This window comes from Halomonas sp. C22, from assembly GCF_007655045.1.
Lineage (GTDB): Bacteria > Pseudomonadota > Gammaproteobacteria > Pseudomonadales > Halomonadaceae > Vreelandella > Vreelandella hamiltonii.
In genome coordinates, this window is the sequence record NZ_VBVC01000003.1 from 490,117 (window position 1) to 511,067 (window position 20,951).

19 protein-coding genes are annotated in these 20,951 nt (G+C 59.0%); 8 read left to right on the top strand and 11 right to left on the bottom strand.

The genetic code is table 11. From position 1 onward, the window contains the following. Nucleotides 1-26 precede the first annotated feature (26 nt). Together FEU76_RS08915 and FEU76_RS08920 are read right to left on the bottom strand one after the other, a co-directional pair. A complete protein-coding gene (locus FEU76_RS08915) occupies nt 27-650 on the bottom strand; it encodes a PAS domain-containing protein (protein WP_313955438.1) in 624 nt (207 codons plus the stop codon). A 137-nt stretch (nt 651-787) separates the two neighbouring features. After that, a complete protein-coding gene (locus FEU76_RS08920) occupies nt 788-1,759 on the bottom strand; it encodes a ribonuclease Z (protein WP_144982262.1) in 972 nt (323 codons plus the stop codon). A gap of 123 nt (nt 1,760-1,882) precedes the next feature. On the opposite strand from FEU76_RS08920, the gene FEU76_RS08925 reads away from it, so the two are divergent. After that, on the top strand, nt 1,883-2,128 hold the full coding sequence (locus FEU76_RS08925) for a type II toxin-antitoxin system CcdA family antitoxin (protein WP_144982265.1): 246 nt from the start codon (nt 1,883-1,885) through the stop codon (nt 2,126-2,128). Beyond that, nucleotides 2,128-2,445 (top strand): CcdB family protein, encoded by a 318-nt coding sequence (locus tag FEU76_RS08930; protein WP_139525089.1) that lies wholly within the window; start codon nt 2,128-2,130, stop codon nt 2,443-2,445. Before FEU76_RS08925 ends, FEU76_RS08930 begins: the two co-directional genes overlap by 1 nt. A gap of 69 nt (nt 2,446-2,514) precedes the next feature. Here FEU76_RS08930 and FEU76_RS08935 read toward each other — a convergent pair whose 3' ends face one another. The 7 genes from FEU76_RS08935 to FEU76_RS08965 form a co-directional block, all read right to left on the bottom strand. Beyond that, entirely contained in the window at nt 2,515-2,760 is a 246-nt protein-coding gene (locus FEU76_RS08935; RefSeq protein WP_144982268.1) for a type II toxin-antitoxin system CcdA family antitoxin, read from the bottom strand. Between the two features lie 193 nt (nt 2,761-2,953). Continuing rightward, on the bottom strand, nt 2,954-4,399 hold the full coding sequence (locus FEU76_RS08940; protein WP_144982271.1) for an ATP-dependent nuclease: 1,446 nt from the start codon (nt 4,397-4,399) through the stop codon (nt 2,954-2,956). Nucleotides 4,400-4,497: 98 nt separating this feature from the next. After that, on the bottom strand, nt 4,498-6,321 hold the full coding sequence (locus FEU76_RS08945) for a DUF4365 domain-containing protein (protein ID WP_144982274.1): 1,824 nt from the start codon (nt 6,319-6,321) through the stop codon (nt 4,498-4,500). A gap of 245 nt (nt 6,322-6,566) precedes the next feature. Continuing rightward, the gene (locus FEU76_RS08950) at nt 6,567-7,433 is read right to left on the bottom strand and encodes a DUF7281 domain-containing protein (protein ID WP_144982277.1); all 867 of its coding nucleotides are present in this window, start codon (nt 7,431-7,433) and stop codon (nt 6,567-6,569) included. Beyond that, entirely contained in the window at nt 7,430-8,683 is a 1,254-nt protein-coding gene (locus tag FEU76_RS08955) for a hypothetical protein (protein WP_144982455.1), read from the bottom strand. The genes FEU76_RS08950 and FEU76_RS08955 overlap by 4 nt, the downstream gene beginning before the upstream one ends. Before the next feature lie 8 nt (nt 8,684-8,691). Continuing rightward, entirely contained in the window at nt 8,692-9,321 is a 630-nt protein-coding gene (locus tag FEU76_RS08960; RefSeq protein WP_096922264.1) for a condensin complex protein MksE, read from the bottom strand. Next, nucleotides 9,318-12,977 (bottom strand): ATP-binding protein, encoded by a 3,660-nt coding sequence (locus FEU76_RS08965; RefSeq protein ID WP_144982280.1) that lies wholly within the window; start codon nt 12,975-12,977, stop codon nt 9,318-9,320. The genes FEU76_RS08960 and FEU76_RS08965 overlap by 4 nt, the downstream gene beginning before the upstream one ends. A 135-nt stretch (nt 12,978-13,112) precedes the next feature. Here FEU76_RS08965 and FEU76_RS08970 point away from each other — a divergent pair, with 135 nt between their 5' ends. Beyond that, a complete protein-coding gene (locus tag FEU76_RS08970; RefSeq protein WP_081195293.1) occupies nt 13,113-13,487 on the top strand; it encodes a type II toxin-antitoxin system RelE/ParE family toxin in 375 nt (124 codons plus the stop codon). After that, nucleotides 13,480-13,785 (top strand): helix-turn-helix domain-containing protein, encoded by a 306-nt coding sequence (locus FEU76_RS08975; protein WP_039180230.1) that lies wholly within the window; start codon nt 13,480-13,482, stop codon nt 13,783-13,785. Before FEU76_RS08970 ends, FEU76_RS08975 begins: the two co-directional genes overlap by 8 nt. Here FEU76_RS08975 and FEU76_RS08980 read toward each other — a convergent pair. Together FEU76_RS08980 and FEU76_RS08985 are read right to left on the bottom strand one after the other, a co-directional pair. Next, the gene (locus tag FEU76_RS08980) at nt 13,782-14,822 is read right to left on the bottom strand and encodes a histone deacetylase family protein (protein ID WP_144982283.1); all 1,041 of its coding nucleotides are present in this window, start codon (nt 14,820-14,822) and stop codon (nt 13,782-13,784) included. The genes FEU76_RS08975 and FEU76_RS08980 overlap by 4 nt on opposite strands. Beyond that, nucleotides 14,800-15,534, bottom strand: a complete 735-nt coding sequence (locus tag FEU76_RS08985; RefSeq protein ID WP_144982286.1) for a GntR family transcriptional regulator — start codon at nt 15,532-15,534, stop codon at nt 14,800-14,802. The genes FEU76_RS08980 and FEU76_RS08985 overlap by 23 nt, the downstream gene beginning before the upstream one ends. Before the next feature lie 216 nt (nt 15,535-15,750). On the opposite strand from FEU76_RS08985, the gene FEU76_RS08990 reads away from it, so the two are divergent. The 4 genes from FEU76_RS08990 (at nt 15,751) to FEU76_RS09005 (ending at nt 20,841) form a co-directional block, all read left to right on the top strand. Then, nucleotides 15,751-17,310: an ABC transporter substrate-binding protein gene (locus tag FEU76_RS08990; protein WP_144982289.1), complete on the top strand. Its 1,560-nt coding sequence runs from the start codon at nt 15,751-15,753 to the stop codon at nt 17,308-17,310. A gap of 61 nt (nt 17,311-17,371) precedes the next feature. Then, the gene (locus FEU76_RS08995; protein WP_144982292.1) at nt 17,372-18,349 is read left to right on the top strand and encodes an ABC transporter permease; all 978 of its coding nucleotides are present in this window, start codon (nt 17,372-17,374) and stop codon (nt 18,347-18,349) included. After that, the gene (locus FEU76_RS09000) at nt 18,346-19,179 is read left to right on the top strand and encodes an ABC transporter permease (RefSeq protein WP_144982295.1); all 834 of its coding nucleotides are present in this window, start codon (nt 18,346-18,348) and stop codon (nt 19,177-19,179) included. The genes FEU76_RS08995 and FEU76_RS09000 overlap by 4 nt, the downstream gene beginning before the upstream one ends. A 9-nt stretch (nt 19,180-19,188) precedes the next feature. Further along, nucleotides 19,189-20,841 (top strand): ABC transporter ATP-binding protein, encoded by a 1,653-nt coding sequence (locus FEU76_RS09005; protein ID WP_144982298.1) that lies wholly within the window; start codon nt 19,189-19,191, stop codon nt 20,839-20,841. The last annotated feature ends 110 nt before the right edge of the window (nt 20,842-20,951 follow it).

The following is a 20,951-nucleotide window of genomic DNA, read 5'->3' on the forward strand; positions in this document are numbered from 1 at the left end:
GAAAATCCGCTCATCCTTCCGTTCTCTCAACCCTGCAGCTCTCTCAATTGCTTCATCAATCCCGTAATCACTTTTGCCGAGCTGCTGGTGTCATCCGCCAGGCGGCGCACGTGTTCGGCAACCACCGCGAAGCCTTTGCCAGCCTCGCCTGCCCGCCCCGCTTCGATCCCCGCGTTGATGCTGAGCAGTTGCAGCATCTTCAGTGAATGGGCAATTTTCTCGGTTTCGGTGGCAATGTCTCGGCTGATGGCACTCAGCTGCTCCTCGCTTTGCCGCCGCTGCTGGATGTCGGTGACCACCCCTTCCAGGTAGATGACGTTGCCCTCGTCATCTTTCACGGCACCGCCGTACTCGCTCACCCAGCGCAGGCGGCCATCTTTACAGCGCACCCGATAATCGGCTTGCCAGTTCTTGTCAGCGTCGATGGCGCGCTCGATGGCCTGATCCAGCCCTGGCGCATCCTCAGCGTAGATCAACGCCACGTAGGATTGCAGGCGGTTGTCGATCAAATCGTCGATGGCATAGCCGGTCAGCTCCTGAACCCTGCCGCTCAGGTTCAGCATGGTGTAGTGCTCATCGTTGCGGCAGCGGTACAGAAACCCGTTCATGCGCGACGCGATGCTTTCATAGATACTGTCTTGCTCAGACATGCTGGTCATGGCCTTTCAAAGTGGAATGCTAGGGTACGCCCGCCTGTTCACCGGCGACTTAAGTCGTACGTATCTGCACAGCACTATGCCGAGACCGCACCGCCAAGTCCAACGCCAAACTCACCACCGCTCAACGCTTAACAAGGCGGTTCACTGGTCTGCTCGGTGACATGGCCCGCTTTATCCAGGTGGTACTCGCTAAAGTCCTGCGCCAGGAAGAGCGCGCCTGAGTAAACGCTTTGTGCCTCGCGTTGGATGTCCGCGATGGAAGGCACGGTATGGGAAATGAGCGGGTAGCGGGGGCTGAAGTGGGTCAGCACCAGGTGGGGCAAGCCGACCTGCTCGGCAAACGCCGCCACCTGCCTGCCGTAGCTATGCCCTACCTCACCGGCTTTCTCGGCCATCGCTTCGGTGTAAGTGGCTTCGTGCACCAGCACCTGCGCCCCGGTGCAGGCTTGCGCCAACAGCTCGGGCTGGTCGTTGTCCCCGGCAATCACCACTTTTCTGGCGGCGTGCTTGAACAGCAGGTAATCCTGGCTGCGCAGTTGCTTGCCCTCAAACGCTACCTCCCTCCCCTGCTTCAACTGCCCCCACAACGGCCCTCTGGGAATGCCGTGCCGATCCAATTTATCCACATCCAGGGCGGCCTCCACGTTGCGCTCGGTGAACGTATAGGCGTAGCACGGCACGCGATGGGAAAGCGCACACGTATCCACCGCCATGTTCTCGAACTCGATGCTGGGCAGGTCATCGGCGCAGATGAACTCCAGCGCGAAGGGCAGGCAGAGCTGGGTCACTGCACAGGTGGCTTCCAGCCAGGTTTGGACTCCCTTGGGTGCCACAAGGGTCAGCGGCGCCGTGCGCCCACCCATGGCCGCACTGGCCAGAATGCCCGGCAGCCCGTAGCAGTGGTCGCCGTGCACGTGGGTAATCAAAATGGCCTTCAGCGAATGAAACGACAGCCTGGTGTGCAACACCTGGTGCTGAGTGCCCTCCCCGCAATCGACCAGATACCAGCCCTTGCCCTTGCTCTCTTGCAAGGCGATGGCAGAGACGTTGCGTTGTTTGGTGGGCACACCGGCGGAGGTGCCGAGGAAGAGTAAGTTCATATCTTATTGGCGAGTCAACAATGAGCGTGAAGGGATGATGTTCGAAGCAACGAGGCGTGCTTGAATGCGCATTACCATGCGCATAAAATCAGACGATACATCAAGAGCCACCAGGAGACGACGATGGCCGAACTCTACGATGCAGACGCACCCAAAAAAGCAGCGAATCTCTCCATCAATAGCGACCTGCTGCGCAGGACACGTGAATTGCACATTAACTTGTCTGCCACCCTGGAGCGAGCGCTGAAAGAAGAGCTTGCCAAATGCGAAGCACAACGATGGGTCGAAGAAAATCGAGCTGCGATAAAAAGTTATAACGATTTTGTCGAACAACACGGATGCTTTGGCGACGAATTCAGGGAGTTTTAATGGCACAGTTCGATGTATACCCTAACCCAAGCAAAACCAGCAAAGCGCACTACCCCTACCTTGTGGATGTGCAAAGCAGTTTGCTAAGCGAACTGGCCACTCGCATCGTCATCCCGCTGGGCAACCGTTCCGCTTTCGGCAACGACACCCTGCAAGGACTCACTCCGGAAATCAGCTTTGGCGATCAGGCGCTATTGCTGCTAACGCCACAGATTTCGTCGGTGCCTGAAAAACATCTACAGAATCCCATCGGCTCTCTCTCGCATGTTAGAGACCAAATTGTCGGAGCTCTGGACCTGGCGATCACCGGCTTTTAACACTGGTAGGGTGCGGCAACCTCATGGAGGCAAAGCCGCCATGTTAGGCGCTCATGTCGAAGCGGGCCATCAGAATTGACGGTGCCGCGCGAGAGGCAGACCGTTAGCCTTAACGTATGCATTCGAGCTTGCCAGAGCTTTGGCATTCTCTGTCAGCCAGTTCTCCTGTTTATGCCGTTTCACAGCCTCCGCAATCCCCGCCTCTGCTGACCGTGAGACATTGATACCCAAAGCTTTTGCCTCTTTGAGAAGTGCACTATCTAGCGACAGGTTGGTTGGCTTTCGGAGGGATTTCGTAATTTCAGGAGCAGGCATGGCTTAGTCCTCTTGGAGAACAATGCATCTACAATATGCGCATATTACTCGCACATTAAGCCTGAGCGACGGTAAGACTTTTCGCGCTATAGACCCCATGATTCGGCGGCATAATGCCGAAGGTAACGGGCCGCTTTGGAGCAGAGCCAAAGGCGGCGCGGAAAAGTGGTCCCGTTGACCGCCTGGTTAGCTTTCACTCGGCCAACTTGGCGAGGACGGAGTCAACTATACTGTTTCTATCTTGATCTGAAAGACATTGTCTCGCCCACTCGGTTGCCATGATTTCCCAGACGCTGGACGCACTCTTCCTTATTCTATCTCCGACCAAAGCAGGCCAGTCATGGTGATTATCATGCCGCATGGCGTCTTCCAGATACTCAAATAGAGATCCTGCGCCCACACCGAATCTCGAATCAAGGTCAGGCCATTGATCTTCTCGTAGGCCACTGAAAACAACACGTTCAGGTGCGTCGTGCCCTGGCAACTTAATACAGCCTGGAGCGTCTTCCATGTCACCATCCAGAATGCTAAGCGAGCGGTGTGCTAATTTTTCAGCTGCGGATAATTCACCCATAACCCTGACAACATTTGCGGGCCCAACAGGGCTAATATGGATTCTTTGGAGAAGGTCAGCTCCTTCTTCATGTGAAGCCAATATTTCCCTCAACAATATCTCAGCCGTTTTATCCTCTACATAAATGTAAAGTTCCGGGTGAATCGCATCATCTATTCTACTGAGAGAGAATTCAGCGCTAGCTCCATAAATAATGCTTGGCCCATCGGCAGATGGAACAATCATCACCCTTGCTTCTTGAGGCAACTCCTCCAGGACGAAAGGGCTATGCGTGGATAGGATAACTTGAATCCGCTTTAACCTGGCCAGATGCAACAACACCCTTACGAGCCTTCGCTGAGCTTTTGGGTGAAGTGACGCTTCTACTTCATCAACTATGATCAATGAATGTTCGGGAACATTCTGCACAGCGTGAATAAGGTCTAGAGTGGTGTCTTCTCCCGCGCCTTGATGAAACTGAGATATTTCACCAAACTCCCTTTCAACTAGACCAACCGGGCGATCTTGGTTAACGTCCGGTGCCGCAAATCGCGCATTAAGATAATCCCGGCCTAATATTTTTGAAAGATACCCTAGAAATTCACCTGAGAGTGGTTGTGTAGATGTTTCTCCCGCAGCCAACTTTGCAACCCGTGCATAGCCAGCGGCTGCATCCAGCGGCAACGTTCTCGACACATCGAACCAGAAAATATCCCTGGAATAACGAGTTTCAGGAAAGCTCCAGCGCTTGCTCGGTTTTCGGATGGAAAAACTTTTTGTGTCATTTCCCCTCCTGATTCTGAAACCCAGATCAACACCACTGACGTCATCCCAGTGCGTGCTGGGAAAAAAATCCGAAGGATAATACCCTTTGCCCTGTTTCGGGTCATAAGCAGAAGCCGCAACTTTCAATACTGTGCTTTTTCCCGCACCATTTTCGCCAACTATTGCGACAACCGGGAAACGAAAATTTATCGACTGGCCGGACCAACCACGCACCCCGCCTATCTCCACGCTCTCCAAGAACTGGGGCCATAAACCTCCAGCAAACTGATCTCTTATTCTCTGAATTTCAGGATTATTCATTTTTAATTACTATCCCCCATGAAGCTAACGCCGCGCTCTGCGGCAAGTTTGGAGCGCAGCGGAAAACTTGTCCGGCAGCAGCGCCTTGTTAACTGTGATCACATCGAGTCAATTTTAGATATGATTTCTTTGTGTTTTTGAATCTCTTCATTTTGCCACTTACTATTCCAATGCCAATCGATAGGCCTTGGATTTTTATGCTCACAGTTTCTGCAATACTGATTTTCGAAGCCGAATTCTTCAATAGGCGACTTGTAAATACTATCCAAATCCCAGCCTCCCATGGCATGCCCCTTTTTTATGCAATGCACCCACTTCATTGCTGCGGATGGTAACCCTAGCATTCGAGCCGGAATTCCTTGCGCACTAGAAGGAAATACCAATAGATATTCACAGTCCTTGATGACTCTCTCAGGATTATAATCTTTAAGTCCTTGTTTTATTATCTGTCCCATTTCATCTTTAGGGTCGTCGCAGTTGAACCCTAAAGCTTTTGCCCTTTCTCGGAAAAACTTTAACTCATCTTCTGGGGTTGCATCTTCATTTGTTTTCTTAATGTCAGCTTTTATCTTAGCAATCGTATCAGTAACGCTAGTCCTTATTGATTCATTCTGAATGAGCTTGGCCAGCTCAAAAGACTCTTCAAGATGAAAGTCCGCTTTTTGGGTATTTATCTTAAAGGTTGAATTCAAAACAAGTATTTCAGCCATGAAACTCTCTTGATCCAACTCTTTAGAAAGATTGATGGACAGATCAATGCAAAATTTCATCCATGCATATAAGTAATTCGACTGTTCATCCATGCCATCCATCGACAATCTATGTGCAAATACTGCAACCTTAGAACCTATTCTAGGTAGGGTCTCAAGCAACAGATACTTATTTCCTGATAAGATGATTCTATTTATAAGATGTACGACTTTTTCAACTTCCCTTGCTGCTTTCAGCACTACTTGAGATCTTGAAAAATCGACAACCCACTTAGTTAAGCCATCATTCTCTGACATTTTTGCAGACAGATAATAGTGGTAGTCGGCATCAACTGATATTTTTAACCTGATACTTCGAAGCAAAAGTATAGAATATAGACGAATGTACTCTTTTGCCTTGTTTTCTCTAACCAGCTCTATAAGTAACACATACAAATTGAAGCATAATCTTTGATATTCTTCCGACCTTGGATCTACCTTTTGCAAGTAGACGCGCTCAATATAGAGGCCTGCACAAAATCTAGTTTCTACTTTTTCAGTTTCAGAGTTTAGAACCCCCTTGGCATTGTCAAACAACACATCGAACTCACCACTTACATAGAGTCTCTCAAAGGTTTCACTAAACAAATGAAAATTCATCTGCTTTGATTTTTCTAGTATTTCTGCAATAAGCGCATCAGGAGACTTTTTTATCATGGCCTCGATTGGTGATGTCATTCGGCTTAGTGCACTCGCCCTCAACCAGTTCATGTTGGCCTCGACGGACGCCAACAGCTCTTCGTGCTTCTCAGGTAGCGTATCGGCTACCGGGATGTGAATAGCCATGCTATTCTGACTATTGTCCAAGGCTAACTTCATGCTCTCCCTAAGCTGAGCATCATCCTGTAGGCTTTTCCAAAAGATCTTTTTTGTGGTTACGTCCACAACAATCAGAATTACCGGAATCTCTACTTCCTGCATGTAATATCTGAGTCTTTCAAGTTTAATACTGAAAGATGCAATGGTTCCATTTTCGATTATGGAAACTGATTTCTGACCTTTTATTTGAGCTTTAAAGATAAAACCGGTTGCATTGTCAGATTCATTTGCAAGTTCAACTTCACCATCTATACCGTAATCTTCTTGATCTTCTTGTGATCTAAATATCCAGTGATCAGGTAAATGAAATTCGAGTATCCTGCCTGCTTTACGTCCAATCTCTTTCGCGTTCATTGATTCTCCATTCGTAGGCAGTTAACAGTGATTACACGCCCTGCCATGAAACCTCAATGAACGCGACATCACAATGACTGAGGTTTCATAGCCACCAAATCGAATCTACCTCATTGGCTCTACAGCGTGCAAAGAGAATTTTGGCGACATAGCCAAAATTCGCATGCTGGCGCGTTTTGCTTTCCCTCTGCGTACCGCAAGAAAAGCACTGCACGGCGGATGCGCCACACAAAGCCCACAAGCCGTTAACCAACCCCCACCGCCACCAATTCCCCCTCAAACCACTGCTGTTTGAGGCCGCGCTGTTTTTCCAGCAGTGTGAGGTAGGGTCTTAGCGGGTGTTGGGGCGGCAGGCTGACATGGAGTTGGCGCAGCCGCCGTTGATAGGGAAGCTGCCCGGCGGGCTGGTGCAGGGGGGTGGCGTGTTGGGTGAGCCACGCCATGTCGGGGAGCAGCAGGTGTGTGGCGCCGCTGTCCAGCGCCAGGGTAACGCCCTTGGCGTCGAAGTCGCCTGCGTAGAGGTGCGGCCTGCGGGTTTTGCGCCATACCTCGGCCAGGTGGGCGAAGCCGCCGCCGTAGTGGCTGTCGCCTCGGTAGGCGATGAGCGGCTGGGCGTAGCCGCTGAGGGCGCTGATGTTCGGGTTGAAAGCGTAGAAGCTGTCGAGGTTTTCCACCTGCACCAGCGCGCCGAAGGCCCCCAACGTGAGGTGGCGAACGTCCACATCGCGACTGCAGCGCGGCTCGCTTGCAAGCCCCGGAGTGGGCTGGGGCGGCAGGCTGAGCAGTACGCGCCAGGCGCGGGGGCCTTCGCGGGTGGCTTTGTCCTCCTCTACGCCCTCTTTGGCCTGGGCGGCGCTGCTCAGGCCGCCGAGCGAGCGGCCCAGCGGGGCGAGGTGGGCGCTGGCCAGAACGCTATCGATCTGGGCCAGCAGCTCGGTATCGAAGCGCAGGGCCTGGCTGGAAAGCCGCATGCCGAGATCGATATCCTGCTGGCGGCACCAGGCCACCACGTCTTCCACCCACTGGCGGCGGGGCTTCTCCACCGTGGGCTGGCGGTTGAGTTCCCGGGCCACGCCGTTGAGCCCTGCCCGTGCGCGGCTGGGCAGGTTCATACCGCCACCGCCAGGGCCACATCGTGAATCAGCCGCAGGTCGTTATAGGCGCTGGCCTTGCTCTCTTCCTGATGAAGGCGAAAGGCCTGCTGCTCGCGGCGCGGCAGGCCCTGGTATTCGGCGATTACCTGAAACAGCCAGATTTCATCTGCCCACTCCAGGCCGCTCTGTTGCAGGTAGGCCAGGGCGCTGACCGGCTCGGCAGGCGGCTGGTCGAGCACGGCGAGGTAGAAGCGTTCGACGTCCAGCTTGAGGGCCTGCTGGCGGGCGGCGGCCAGGCTCTCTTCGGCGAGCTGCACGGGGTTGGCCACGGCCACGTTTTGTGCGGCGTGGCGTGGGGCGGGCAGCTCATGCAGCAGCTCGGCCAGTACCCGGGTGTCCAGGGGGCGGTCCAGCGCTGGGGCGGCGGCGGCGTTGAGCGGTGCGGCGCGGTTGAACAGCGCGGGCACCTCGCTGCGCTGGGCGTAGTTGCCGGGCACGAAGCCTGGGTGTTCGCGCATGAAGGCGGCCATGCCGGTCATCAGGCGGCTGCGGGCCTGCTGCTTGCGGAAGCGGGCCATGAGTTCGATCAGCCGCCGCTGCACTTCCCGCAGGCTGGTGTAGTGGTGGCTCAAGCGGTTCTGGAGCTGGCTGATGAGCAGCTTGCGCAGGCTGCCGTCGCTGCCCACCAGGGCGATCAGCTCGTCGAAGTCGATCAGCGCGAGGCCGTCGAGCAGGCGCACGATCTGCTTCTGGGCGCGGTCGTTCTCGCGGATCTTGTCGTTGAGCTGGCTGACGAAGCCGAAATCGCTGTTGAGCCGCTGCCACAGGCTGTCGATGGCGTCGGCAAAGCGGCCGTTGAGGTCGTCTACCTCCTGGCGCAGGCGCAGTAGCTGCTGCTCCTGGCGCCAGTGTTCGCCCTTGCTGCGGGCTTCCCGGTAGCTATCTACCTGAGTACGAATCAGCTCCAGGGTTTCGGCCACGTCGGCATTGACGTGGCGGCGGGTTTCGTCGGCGAGCATTTCGGCGATCAGGTCGCGCACCTTGGGCGAGAGTTTGACGCCGCTCTGCTCGTCGGGCCGCCATAGCACCCGGGCGGCCAGCAACTTGCGCAGTGCGCCGTCGCTCAGGCCTTCCAGCGGTACGTCGTCGCGGGTGTAGGCCTGCATCAGCCGTTCGGCGTGCTTGCCCAGCAGTGCCAGGCGCTCCGCGCCGGTCTTGAGCAGGCGGCTCTCCAACTCGCCCACGCCAATGTCCGCCCCATTGCCCATACTTCTACTCACAGCAGGGCCTCCTGCGTGCCCGTTTCCTCGTCGGCATCGATGGGCAGGTTCTCTTCGTCGCGGATGAAGCGCACCACGTCCACCAGGTAGTCCATCTTGCCGGTCACCACGAACACCTGGCGTTCGCTGTGGGGCTGCATCAGGTAGCCGTGCTCTTTCAGCCGTTTGAAGATCTGCTTCACCTGGGCATCCAGCTGGTCGCTCTGGGAGCCAAAGAAGCTGTCCGTGGCCAGCCGTTCCAGGCGCTCGCGCAGGCTCTGGTTGTCCTCGCACTTGGCGCTGAACTCGGCGGGCTTGAGCACGTCGCCAGGAGCGGCCAGGGCGTCGCGGCCCAGCGCTTCCTGCACCAGTTGCAGCCACTCCAGCATGGGCAGCAGGCTGTTGAGCGTGTCGGCGAGCTGGCGGGAGAGCTGCTCCCGGGCGGTGTCGTTGAGCTGCCGCCAGGCCAGGAAGTAGACGCTGGCATCCTCGTTGCTGGCCAGCCGCCGATTGAGCGGGCGCAGGTAGGCGTCGATGGCCTCGCGGGTCTCTTCGTTGGCCAGGTGGCGGTAGGCGTTCTCTTCACTGATGGCGCAGATGAAGTCGCCTGCTAGCAGGCGTTCGAGCAGGGGGCCGTGTTCGATCATGCGCTCACCTCCTGTTGGCGCTGCTTGATTTTCTGCGCCAGCGCGCTGAGACGCGGCTCGATACGCTTGAGCTGGCGCTGTTGCTGGGCGTCCCGTTCGATGAGGTAGCGGTTGGCGAACAGCAGCAGTACGTCGGATTCCGGGTTGGGGAAGGCCCCGACGATATGGATGCGGTTGCTGTCGCAGGCATCGAACAGTTTTTCGACGTTGTGGTAGGCCAGGGTGCCGATCTCATCGATGGGCCAGTGGATGGCGATGTGCGCATCGCCCCGCAGCAGGCGGGTAAACGCCAGCAGGAACTTGCACAGAATCAGATACGCCATGCCGTGGCTGGAGGACTCCAGCAACTGGCGGTCGTTCTTGATCACCAGGTCCGTGCCGCCTTCGTTCAGGTGCAGCTCCAGGCGCAGCAGGCTCTCAAAACTGTATTGCTGGTCGCTGCGCAGCAAATCGACCACGTCGGCCAGGGCGTTGAGGTAGTCGTCGCTGGGCAGCGTCTGGCCGGACTCCCGCCACGTCTTGTAGCGCTGGGCGAACAGCTTGAGCGGTTCCCAGAAGCCCAGCTCGTCGATGGTGGATTGAATGCGCACTTCCGCCTTGGTGATGCCTTCCAGGCGCAGGTCGTCGGCGACCTCTTCCGAAAGCCGACGGCTCTGGGCGCTGATGCGCCGGTTCAGGTCGCGGAAGACGATGAAGAACTTGTCCAGGTCGTCGCTGAGGTTGCGGCCTTCCTGAATCAGCTGCTGCTGTTGGTCTTCCAGCAGCTTGAGCATGCCGCGCAGCAGCGGCAGCAGTAGCCGGGGGCTGTCGCTGGGCAGCTTGTCGCGCTCGCTTTGCAGGGCATCGGCAAAGCCGCTGCTGGCGTCCTTGATCAGTTGGCTCTCGACGTCCAGGCAGCCTCGGCGCAGTTGCTCCAGCTGCTGGTGGCGGCTGGCCAGGGCCTGGCGGGTGCGCTCGATGCGCTCGTCCACATCGCCCAGGCTGGCTTCCAGCGGCGCGCCTTCGGCCACCAGCTCCAGGCTTTCCAGCTGGTTGAGCAGCGGCGTCAGGGCTTCCAGAGTGCCACGGGCGCTGTCGCGCTGGGCCTTCAGGCCGTTCACCGCCTGCTGGTGGGCCTCTCTGGCGGCGTGGAAGGCGTTTTTCAGATGCGCTTTATCGCGCTTGAGCTGCTGGTCGCGCTGGGCCAGCTCGGCCTCTTCCGCCACCAGCTGGGGTTTGTGCTGGCCCCACTCGATGCGCATGAAGCGCTGGTACTCGGCCAGCTCCTCCTGACGGGCGGCGGTTTTGCGAATGCGCTCGTTCTGCGCTTCCAGGCGAGTTCGGGTGGCCTTGAGCTGGGCGGGGTCGACGCCCTGCTCGGCCAGCTCCTGACTGAAGGCCTCTTCCAGCTCGGCGCGCTGGCGCTGGTGTTCGGCGTTGGCATCGCTGAGCTGCTGTTTGTAGGTGCGCAGCTGGGCATCGAGGCTATCGAGCTGGCTCTGGGCGTCGGCCTTGAGTTCCAGCAGCTGGCCTTGATGGGTTTCGGCCAGCTCGGCCAGGGCGTCGCGCTTCTCGTCGCGCAGCTCGGTTTGGGCCTGTTCCTGTCGGGCCAAGGCGGCTTCGATGTGGGCACGGCGGGCTTTCTGGCTTTCCGCGTGGCGGGCCTGCTGCTGGCGGCGCGCTTCCAGGGCGTACTCTACCTCCTGCTCGGCGCGCTGGTGGGCCAGGCGGGCGGTGTCCTGGGCGTCATCAGCCTGCTGTACCCGCTCGTTGTGCTGCTTGAGGGCCTTTTCAGCGGCGGTGCAGGCGGTGTGGGCACGGGCCTTGGCACTCTCGGCTTCCTCGATGGCGGCCAGCAGGCTGGCTTCGTCCTGGGCGTAGTCGGGCAGCGCGATGGCGGAAAGGTCCAGCGCCAAGCCGAACAGGTCGTCGCTGGCGTGGTCGGCCAGTTGGGGGGCGAGGTCGCGGCGCTCCAGCAGTTCCGGGGCGATCACCTTGCCAAGCTGCTGTTCCCAGCCGGGGCGGTGGTAGCGCAGGAAGTGGCGCAGGCTGCCCTGCTCGGGGGTCTGCTGCTGGTAAAGGGTGTAGCAGTGCTGCTCGGCGCGCTCCCGCCGCTGGCGGCACTGCACGAGATGCTGTTCGGCGGTGTCGCGCTCGCGCTTGTGGGCTTCCAGCTCGCGGCGCAGCGCTTCCAGGGTGGCCCCGGCCGCACTGCGGGCCTGCTGGGCGTCGTCCAGCCGCGCCTGGGCCAGCTCGGCCTCCTGGGCTTCTTCACGGGTTTGGCTGGGCATGGCCAGCTGGGCCTTCAGCTCGGCCAACTGCTCGACGCCTAGCTCCAGCTGGGCCTGATACTCGCTCTCCAAGCGCTGGCGAGCCTGCTGGTAGCGCTCGTTGTGCTGCTGTTCGGTTTGCCACTGCTGCTCGCGACGCTCGGCTTTCTCTTCCACCAGCGCGTCGATCAGTTCCTGGTTCTCTTGAGTCTGGCGGGCGAGGTTTTCAGAGAGTTCGCGCAGTCGGCCATCCAGGCGCGCCTGGCTTTCCTTTACTGCGTCCTGCATCACTTGCAGGTGTTGCTGCAGCTGGTCGCGCTGTTCGCGCCACTGGGGCAGCGCGTTGATGTCCCGCTCCAGGCCGGGCATGTCGGCATCGGCGTACTGCTCGAAGCGGGTTTGCAGGTCGTTGAGGCGGTGCTGGGTGTGCTGCAGCTGGCTTGCCACTTCGCTGTGCTGGTCGTTGAGCGCATCCCGCCGTTCGCCGTAGGCCTGCTCTTCGGCCTGAAACTCCCGCTGGTGGCGGTTGAGTTCACCTTCCAGGTCGGCGACCTGCCGCTGGGCCTGTTCGCGGTCGGCGGCCAGCTGGGGTTTGAGTTGCCACAGGGTAGTGTCGAGCTCGGCCAGTTCACGGTCGATGCCGGAGAGTTTGGCCAACGCGGCCTGCAGTGGCTCCAGGCGCATGGATTGGCGCATCTGGTGAATCCACTCGCGGGCCTTGGCACTGCGAATGCGAGTAACCGGCAGCTCGACGCCGTCCTCTTCGAAAATCGCCGCCAGCATGGTCTTGAGGGTGTCCATCTTGCCCTCTTTGGCGTGCACCGCCGAGACCAGCTTTTCGATATGGCGAATGCGCCGTTCGGGGTTGACCAGGCTGAACTGGGCGGCGATCTGGCGCAGCTTCAGGCCATCGCGGCTGTTGCCGTGGAGCTGGGTAAAGTCGTTCTGGATCACCGAGCGGAACTCGGAGGTGGCCCCCAGCTTGGGCGACACCGGCGTGCCGCTGCGGCGCAGCCCGCTGGCCCACTGGGTGTAGTCCAGCGCCAGCGGGCCCTGCTCGGTCTCGACCAGGTAGTCTTCCGGGCGGTAAGGCGCGCCGACGAAGCGATACTCCACGCCGCCTTCCTGCTTGCGGGTCAGCACCGCCTGGCACACGTTGCCCGCTTCGCGGCGGTATTCGTATACCAGGTAGCTGTTGCGATGGGGCAAATAGAACGCATCGAATTTCATGCGGGTTTTCGGCACCACCTTGTTGGGCAGCTCGCCGTAAAACACCGGCACCAGACGCTGGAGCGTGGTTTTACCCGACGCGTTGGTGCCGCAAATATTGGTGTGGCCGTCCACACTGAGTTCGACCACGCCGTTCAGGTGGCCGTGAATCATCACGATGCGTAGCAGATGCGCCATGCCGTGTCCTTGATCGTTTAACGTCCGAAAACGCTATCTTGCCAGACACAGACCAAAGCAGCTACGCGGCTGCACAACACTGGCATGGTGTGTCACTTAGTGCTATACATATTAAAGTGATAAAAAAGGGATCCGATGCGAGTATTTAAAAACAAGGCGTTCAGTAAGTGGGCAGCCAAGGAAGGGCTGGATGATGCTGCTTTGCTCGCCGCCGTTGAGGAAATGGAGCGCGGCCTGATTGATGCCGACTTGGGTGGCCATGTGGTGAAAAAGCGCGTGGCAATCGGTGGCCGAGGCAAGAGCAGTGGTGTCAGAACCCTACTGGCTTACAAGATCGGCAATAAAGCATTTTTCGTTTACGGTTTTGCCAAAAATGCTCGCGCTAACATCAGTGCTGAAGAGCTTAAAGCATTAAAACATTTAGCCAAAGAATTGCTGGGCTACAGTGACACGGCATTGACCGAAGCCATCAGGTATGGCGCATTGATCGAGGTTAAAAACGATGGATAAATCAATTCTGGATATGGTGCATGAAACGGCTCAAGACCTGCACACGGCGGGTGTGATGAAAGACACCACGCTGCGTGAGTTCGATGCGCTCTGTCTGCCGCCTGTCAAAGAGTATACAGCCATACAGATCAAGCAGATCCGCACCAGGAATCACGCCAGCCAAGGCGTGTTCGCCGCATACCTGAACACTAGCGTGTCTACCATCCAGAAGTGGGAACAAGGCCAGAAAAAACCCAATGGTCCTTCGCTCAAGCTGCTAAACCTGGTGGCCGAAAAGGGATTGGAAATACTGGCTTAATCGTTCTCCCTTCTTTCTTTCGCTCCCAGCAATCCTTCAAAAAAGCTCACCGCGTTGGCTTCCAGCCCTTCCAGGTAGTAGCCGCCTTCCTGTACCACCAGGGTGGGCACATTGAGGCTTGCGATGGTGCGTCCCAACTCGCCAAAACCGGGTGTCGATACCGCTACTTTGGCCTGAGGGTCGCGCTCATGAATATCGAACCCCAGCGCCAGCACCAGCGCATCGGGCTCGAACAGGCGAATGGCCTGGCAGGCTTGGGCCAAGCGGTCGAAGAACACCGCTTCTGCCGAGCCGTGGGGCATGGGCAGGTTGAGGTTGTAGCCCAGCCCGGCCCCTTCCCCGCGCTCCTCTTCGAAGCCGGAGACCGCCGGATAGAAGTTGGTGGTATCGCCATGGATGGAGATATAGAGCACATCGTCGCGCTGGTAGAAGATCTCCTGTATGCCCTGACCGTGGTGCATATCCGGGTCGAGCACGACGATGCGCGGAAACCGCGCGGTGAGGTGCTGGGCAGCAATGGCGGCATTGTTGAGAAAGCAGAAACCACCAGCGGAGTCGATACCCGCATGGTGGCCCGGCGGGCGTGACAGCGCATACGCGAAGCGCTCCCCAGCCAATAACGCCTCCGCCCCGGACACGGCACTTTGCGCCGACCAGTACGCCGAGTGCCAGGTGTGCTGGCCCACTGGCGCGCTGCCATCGGCCAGGTAACGTGCCGCTTCGGCCAGGATACCGCGCAGGGCGTTGGGCGAGCGCACGAAGATGTTGGAGATCACTTCGTCCCCCCAGTCTTCGTCCAGCGCATGCCAGCGCCGATAAGCACTTTCCAGAAAACGCAGGTAGGCCAGCGAGTGCACGGCCCTCAACGGCGCGACGCCGTGGTCGATGGGAGCCTGCACATCAAACCCTAGCCGGTGCACGGCCGACAGCAGCGCCGTGGCGCGTTCGGGTACTTCCTGCGGGGCGCGCATCTTGCCCCGCGAGAAGTAGGTGCGCGGATGGTGCAGGCGCTGTTCAGCGTGAAAGAAGGTCTTCATTGGCCGGGGCTCCACTCTCACTCTCGCTTTCGCTCTCACTCTCGCCCACCCCCTTCACTACGAAGTCTCTGGCCACCCCGATGTGAAAATCGATGGCCTCGCGGCAGGCTTCCGGGCGGCCCGTGGCCAGGGCGTCGAGCAACTTGAAATGGCTGGTGGCGATGGTCTCGGGGGCTTCATGGGTTTTGGTGATCAGCGCGATGCAGAGGCGTAATTCATGGGCCAGGTCATCGAAGGCCCGCAGCAGACGCTCGTTGCCTGCGTAGTGCAGCATCAGGCGGTGGAACGTCAGGTCTTCTTCGATGCGGCGCGTGCCGTCGTTTCCGGCGGCAGCCTCGCACAGCACGGCTACCTGCTGCTTCAAGGCCTGTTCGGCCTCGGGCGTGTAACGCTCGCACAGGCGCTGAATGGCGTGCCGCTCCATGCACAGCCGCAGGTCGAAGACATCCTCCAGTTCAACGGTATTCAACGCACGTACGAAGAAGCCCTTGCGCGGCTTCGAAATCAGCAAACCGCGGCTCTCCAGCAAGCGCGCCGCCTCCCGGACCGGCGCACGGCTCACCCCCAGCGCGCGGGAAAGCTGCACTTCAGAAAGCCGTTCGCCGGGTAAAAAGTGTTGCTGAATAATTGCTTGGGTCAGGTAGTCCGCCACCTGCTCGACCAGATTGTGCTGCTGGATAACCGCCTGCGGCGCCGTTGGCAAAGGGGCCATAAAGTCTACTCTTGGTCGCCATGACATGGCTTGAGTATGACAAAAAAACCGCACTTGTCGACGGACGATTGACGACTGTCGACAGCTTTACCAGCCGCTGCTATGGTCAAAAAGGGCCGCCAACAAACACCACAATCAGGCCCAGACACGTCACGCCTCGCTCGACTAACGACGACGTAAAGCTTTTACGTACCAATAAACCGAGGAGCAGGAAACATGAAAACACCTTTGGCTTTGGCACTCTCTGCCGTCACGCTTGCGCTGGGTTCCACATCCGTGCTGGCCGCAGACCCGCAATCCGGTGGAACGGTCAACACCATCATTCAACCCGAGCCGCCGGGGCTGGTGCTGGGCATGATTCAGAACGCCCCCACGCGCACCGTGGCGGGCAATATCTATGAAGGCCTGCTGCGCTACACCACCGACCTGGAGCCCATGCCCCAGTTGGCCGAATCCTGGGAGGTAAGCGACGATGGCCGGGTCTATACGTTCCATTTGCGCGATAACGTCACCTGGCACGATGGAGAGCCCTTCACCGCCGACGACGTGGTGTTTTCTGCCGATGTTTTCCACCGTGAGTTGAACCCCAGCGCACGGGCCGTGTTACAGCATGTGGAAAGCATCGAGGCCAGCGACGAACACACGGTGGTGTTTACCCTGACCGAGCCCTTCGGCCCCTTCCTGATCTCGTTCGAGGCGGGCACCTTCACCATGGTGCCCAAGCACTTGTACGAAGGCACCGACTTCCGCAATAACGAGCACAATGACCACCCGATTGGCACGGGCCCGTTCAAGTTCGCCAACTGGGAGCGTGGCACGGTCATCGAGCTGGTCAGAAACGACGACTACTACGAAGAGGGCCTGCCTTACCTGGATGGGGTCAACTGGCACGTGATTCCCGATGGCGGCTCTCGGGCCGTGGCCTTCGAGAATGGCACCATCGATGTCCTGCCCAGCGGCACCGTGGAAAACTTCGATATTCCGCGCCTTTCGGCCATGGATAACGTCTGCATGACCGAACAGGGCCATGAGTATTTCAGCCCCTTTGCCATGCTGTGGATGAACAACCGGGAAGGCCCCACCGCCGACAAGCGCTTCCGCCAGGCCGTGATGTACGCCATGGACCGCGAATTTGCCCGCGACGTGCTCTGGAATGGGCTGGGCAATGTACCGCTGTCGGCCTTTGGTTCGAATGCCAGCTTCCAGTATGACGGCCTGGAGCCTTACGACCACAACCCCGTGCGCGCTCGGGAGCTGCTGGCAGAAATGGAGTACGACGGCGAAGAGATCACCATTCTGCCGCTGCCTTACGGCGAGACCTGGACCCGCTGGGCAGAAGCCGTGCAGCAAAACCTGCGTGAAGTTGGCATCAACGTCCGCACCCAGGCCACCGACGTGGGTGGCTGGAATCAGCGCTTGGGTGACTGGGATTACGACCTGGCCTTTACCTATCTTTTCCAGTACGGCGACCCTGCGCTGGGCATTTCACGTACCTATCTATCTGACAACATCGCCAAGGGCTCCCCCTGGAATAACGTTCAAGGTTATGAAAACGAGCGGGTAGATGAGCTGTTCAATGCCGCCGCCACGGCGTTTCCTGATGAGGAGCGCGAAGCCCTCTACCGTGAAGTGCAGGAAATTCTGCATGAGGATGTTCCGGTTGGCTGGCTGATGGAGCTTGGCTTCCCCACCCTTTACCGCTGTGATGTTCAGGACCTGGTGACCTCAGGGGTCGGCGTGAACGATGGCTTCAAGGATGCCTGGCTGGACCGCTAGGTAGGTGCCACCCGGGCCGCCATGGCGACCCGGGTGTTTCAGCTATGTCAGGAATATGCTCATGTTATATGCCCGCTTGATCGTCATGCGGCTGTTCAAAGCCGTGATCGTCCTTTTTTTGATCGTGATCTTCAACTTCTTCCTGATTCAGATGGCCCCCGGCGACCCGGCGGCCATTCTGGCCGGGGAAGCCGGTGCCGCCGACCAGGAATTTCTCGACCAGCTGCGCGTGCGCTTCGGCCTCGACCAGCCTATCTACGTGCAGCTATGGCGCTACGTCTCCGGCATTGCCATGCTGGATTTTGGCTACTCCTACCGGCTGGGCACGCCCGTCTTCGACCTGATCATGGCGCGCTTGCCCGCCACGCTGCTGCTCACCGGTACCGCCTTTGTGCTCTCGCTAGTGCTGGGCATCATTGCCGGTTCCATGGCGGCGGCCAGAGCCAAGAAACCGTCGGGCTCGCTGATCATGGCGCTGGCGCTGGTGTTTTACGCTACGCCGCTGTTCTGGGTGGCGCTGATGTCCGTGGTGGTGTTCTCGGTGTACCTGGGCTGGCTGCCTGCCTATGGGTTGTACACCGTGGGCGCTGGCCATACCGGGCTGGCCCTGGCGCTGGACGTGGCGAAACATCTGGTGCTGCCTGCCACGACCCTGGCGCTCTTTTTCATGGCGATTTACACCCGCATGACGCGCACCTCCATGCTGGATGCCGCTCAGCAGGACTATGTCAAAACGGCCCGGGCCAAGGGGCTCAAGCCGAGCGTCATCCAACGCCGCCATGTGCTCAGGAATGCGTTGCTGCCGATCATCACGCTGGCGGGCCTGCAGGCCGGGCAAATGGTGGGCGGCGCGATCCTCACCGAAACCGTGTTCGCCTGGCCCGGCATCGGCAGGCTGATGTTCGAAGCGCTGCAACAGCGTGACTACAACCTCTTGCTGGGTATTTTCTTCTTCTCTGCGGCGCTGGTGATCGTGTTCAACATTCTCACCGATCTGGTGTATCGCCTGGCAGACCCACGCATCAAGGGGGCCTCATGAGCTTTTTTGCACGTTTCACCCAGAACCGCGGGGCGCTGGTGGGGCTGGTCATTCTGCTGGTGATCATCGCCATGGCCCTTCTTGCCCCGCTGCTGTTTCCCGAATCGCCCTGGCGCATGGTGCAGCGCCCCTTCCTGCCGCCGTTCTCACAGGAGGGGTTCCCCTTGGGCACCGACACCATGGGCCGCAATGTGGCGGCGGGCCTGATGCATGGCGCCTGGGTATCGTTGCTGATTGGCCTGGTGTCCACCAGCGTGGCCCTGCTGATTGGCGTGCCGCTGGGGGCCATTGCCGGGTATTACGGTGGCTGGATCGATGACGTGCTGATGCGCATTACCGAGTTTTTCCAGACCATTCCCAACTTTGCCTTGGCCATCGTGCTGGTGGCCATCATGCAGCCCAGCGTGACCTCCATCGTGCTGGCCATTGCCCTGGTGAGCTGGCCGCCTGTGGCTCGTCTGGTGCGGGCGGAGTTCATGTCGCTGCGCCACCGGGAGTACGTCGAGGCCGCTCGGCTGGTCGGCCAGTCCAATACCACCATCATCCTGCGCCAGATCCTGCCCAATACGCTCTCGCCCATCATCGTGCTGGCCTCGCTCATGGTGGCCACGGCGATTCTGCTGGAGTCGTCGCTCTCGTTTCTGGGGCTGGGCGACCCGAACGTCATGTCCTGGGGCTACATGATCGGTGCCGCGCGTACCGTGATTCGCCAGGCATGGTGGCTGAGCTTCTTCCCTGGCGTGGCCATTCTGCTGACCGTTCTGGCACTCAACCTGGTCGGTGAAGGGCTGGACGATGCGCTGAACCCCAAACTTTCCCGTGAGCGTTAGGAGCCTGCCATGAACGATGTCGTGCAACCCGCTGGCCAGGACGAGGCGCCCGCCGTACTACAGATCGAAGGCTTGAGCGTGGCGCTGCCCAAAGGCGCAGACCGACCGCTGGCGGTGGAGAATGTCAGCTATAGCGTCAACCGTGGCGAGATCATGTGCGTGGTCGGGGAGTCCGGGTCGGGCAAGTCCATGGCCGCCAACACGGTCATGGGCCTGCTGCCCAAGGGCGTTCGCCCCGTGCAGGGCAGCGTCACGTTCGAAGGCCAGAACCTGCTGGCCCTGAGCGAAAAGCAGCACCGAACGCTGCGCGGCCTGAAGATCGGCATGATCTTTCAGGAGCCAATGACGGCGCTTAACCCCTTGATGCGCGTGGGCGCACAGATTGCCGAAGTGTTCGAGGCCCATGGCCAGCTCAGCCCCCGGCAGCGCCAGGCGCGGGCGCTGGAACTGCTGGTGGAAGTGGGTATCCCGCAGCCAGAGAAGGCCATCAGCGCCTACCCCTTCGAGCTTTCCGGCGGGCAGCGGCAGCGGGTGATGATTGCCATGGCGCTGGCGCTCGAACCGGTGCTGCTGATTGCCGATGAGCCCACCACGGCGCTGGATGTGACCACCCAGGCGCAGATTCTGGCGCTGATTCGTGACCTGCAACAGCGGCGTGGCATGGCCGTCATGTTCATCACCCACGACTTTGGCGTGGTGGCGGAAATCGCCAACCGTGTTTGCGTCATGCGCCATGGCCGCATCGTCGAAATCGGCAATGCTCGGGATGTGCTGGAGAACCCGCAGGATGCGTATACCCAGGCCTTGATCGCCGCCATTCCCAGCAATGCTCTTCCGCCGCACCGGGCACCCGCCACCTCGGCACCCCTGCTGGAGATCAAGGGGCTCAACAAGGTATTTCGTTCACGCGGGGGCTGGTTCAAGGCCACTCGGGAAGTGCGCGCACTGGATGACGTATCCCTGACGCTGGCAAAAGGCGAGACCGTGGGTATCGTGGGCGAGTCCGGCTCGGGCAAATCGACCCTTGGCCGCTGCGTGGTGCGCCTGGAGCACCCGGATAATGGCGAGCTGCTGCTGGATGGGGTCAATTTTTCGCAGTTGAACGGCAGCGCGCTGCGCCGCGAACGCCACCGGGTGCAGATGATTTTTCAGGACCCTTATGCGTCCTTGAACCCGCGCACCCGGGTCGGCATGGCCATCGCCCAAGGCCCCATGGCCAACGGCACGCCGAAGGCCGACGCGCTCCGCCAGGCCGGTGAGCTGTTGGAACTGGTGGGGCTGGGTGCCAGTGCCGTGACGCGTTTCCCCCATGAGTTTTCAGGCGGCCAACGCCAGCGCATCGGCATTGCCAGAGCACTGGCGCTCAACCCTGAATTGATCGTGGCCGATGAGGCGGTCTCTGCGCTGGACGTCTCCATTCAGGCGCAGGTGCTGGAGCTGCTGGAATCGCTGAAACAGCGGCTGTCGCTGTCACTGCTGTTCATCACCCACGACTTGCGGGTGGCCGCCCAAATTTGTGATCGTATCGTCGTCATGCAGCATGGGCGCATTGTCGAGCAAGGCAGCGCCGAGCAGATATTTCTGGCCCCCCAGGCGGCCTATACCCGTTCGCTGCTCGATGCGATTCCGGGGCGCGAAGCGCCTGCCGCCGCGTCGGCCTGATTAGCCTTTGATGCGTCACACGCTGGTTCATGAGTGTTGATTCATACGTCTTTATTCACACAACTGTCTTCAAACAACTGTCTTCAAACAACTGTCTTCAAACAACAATG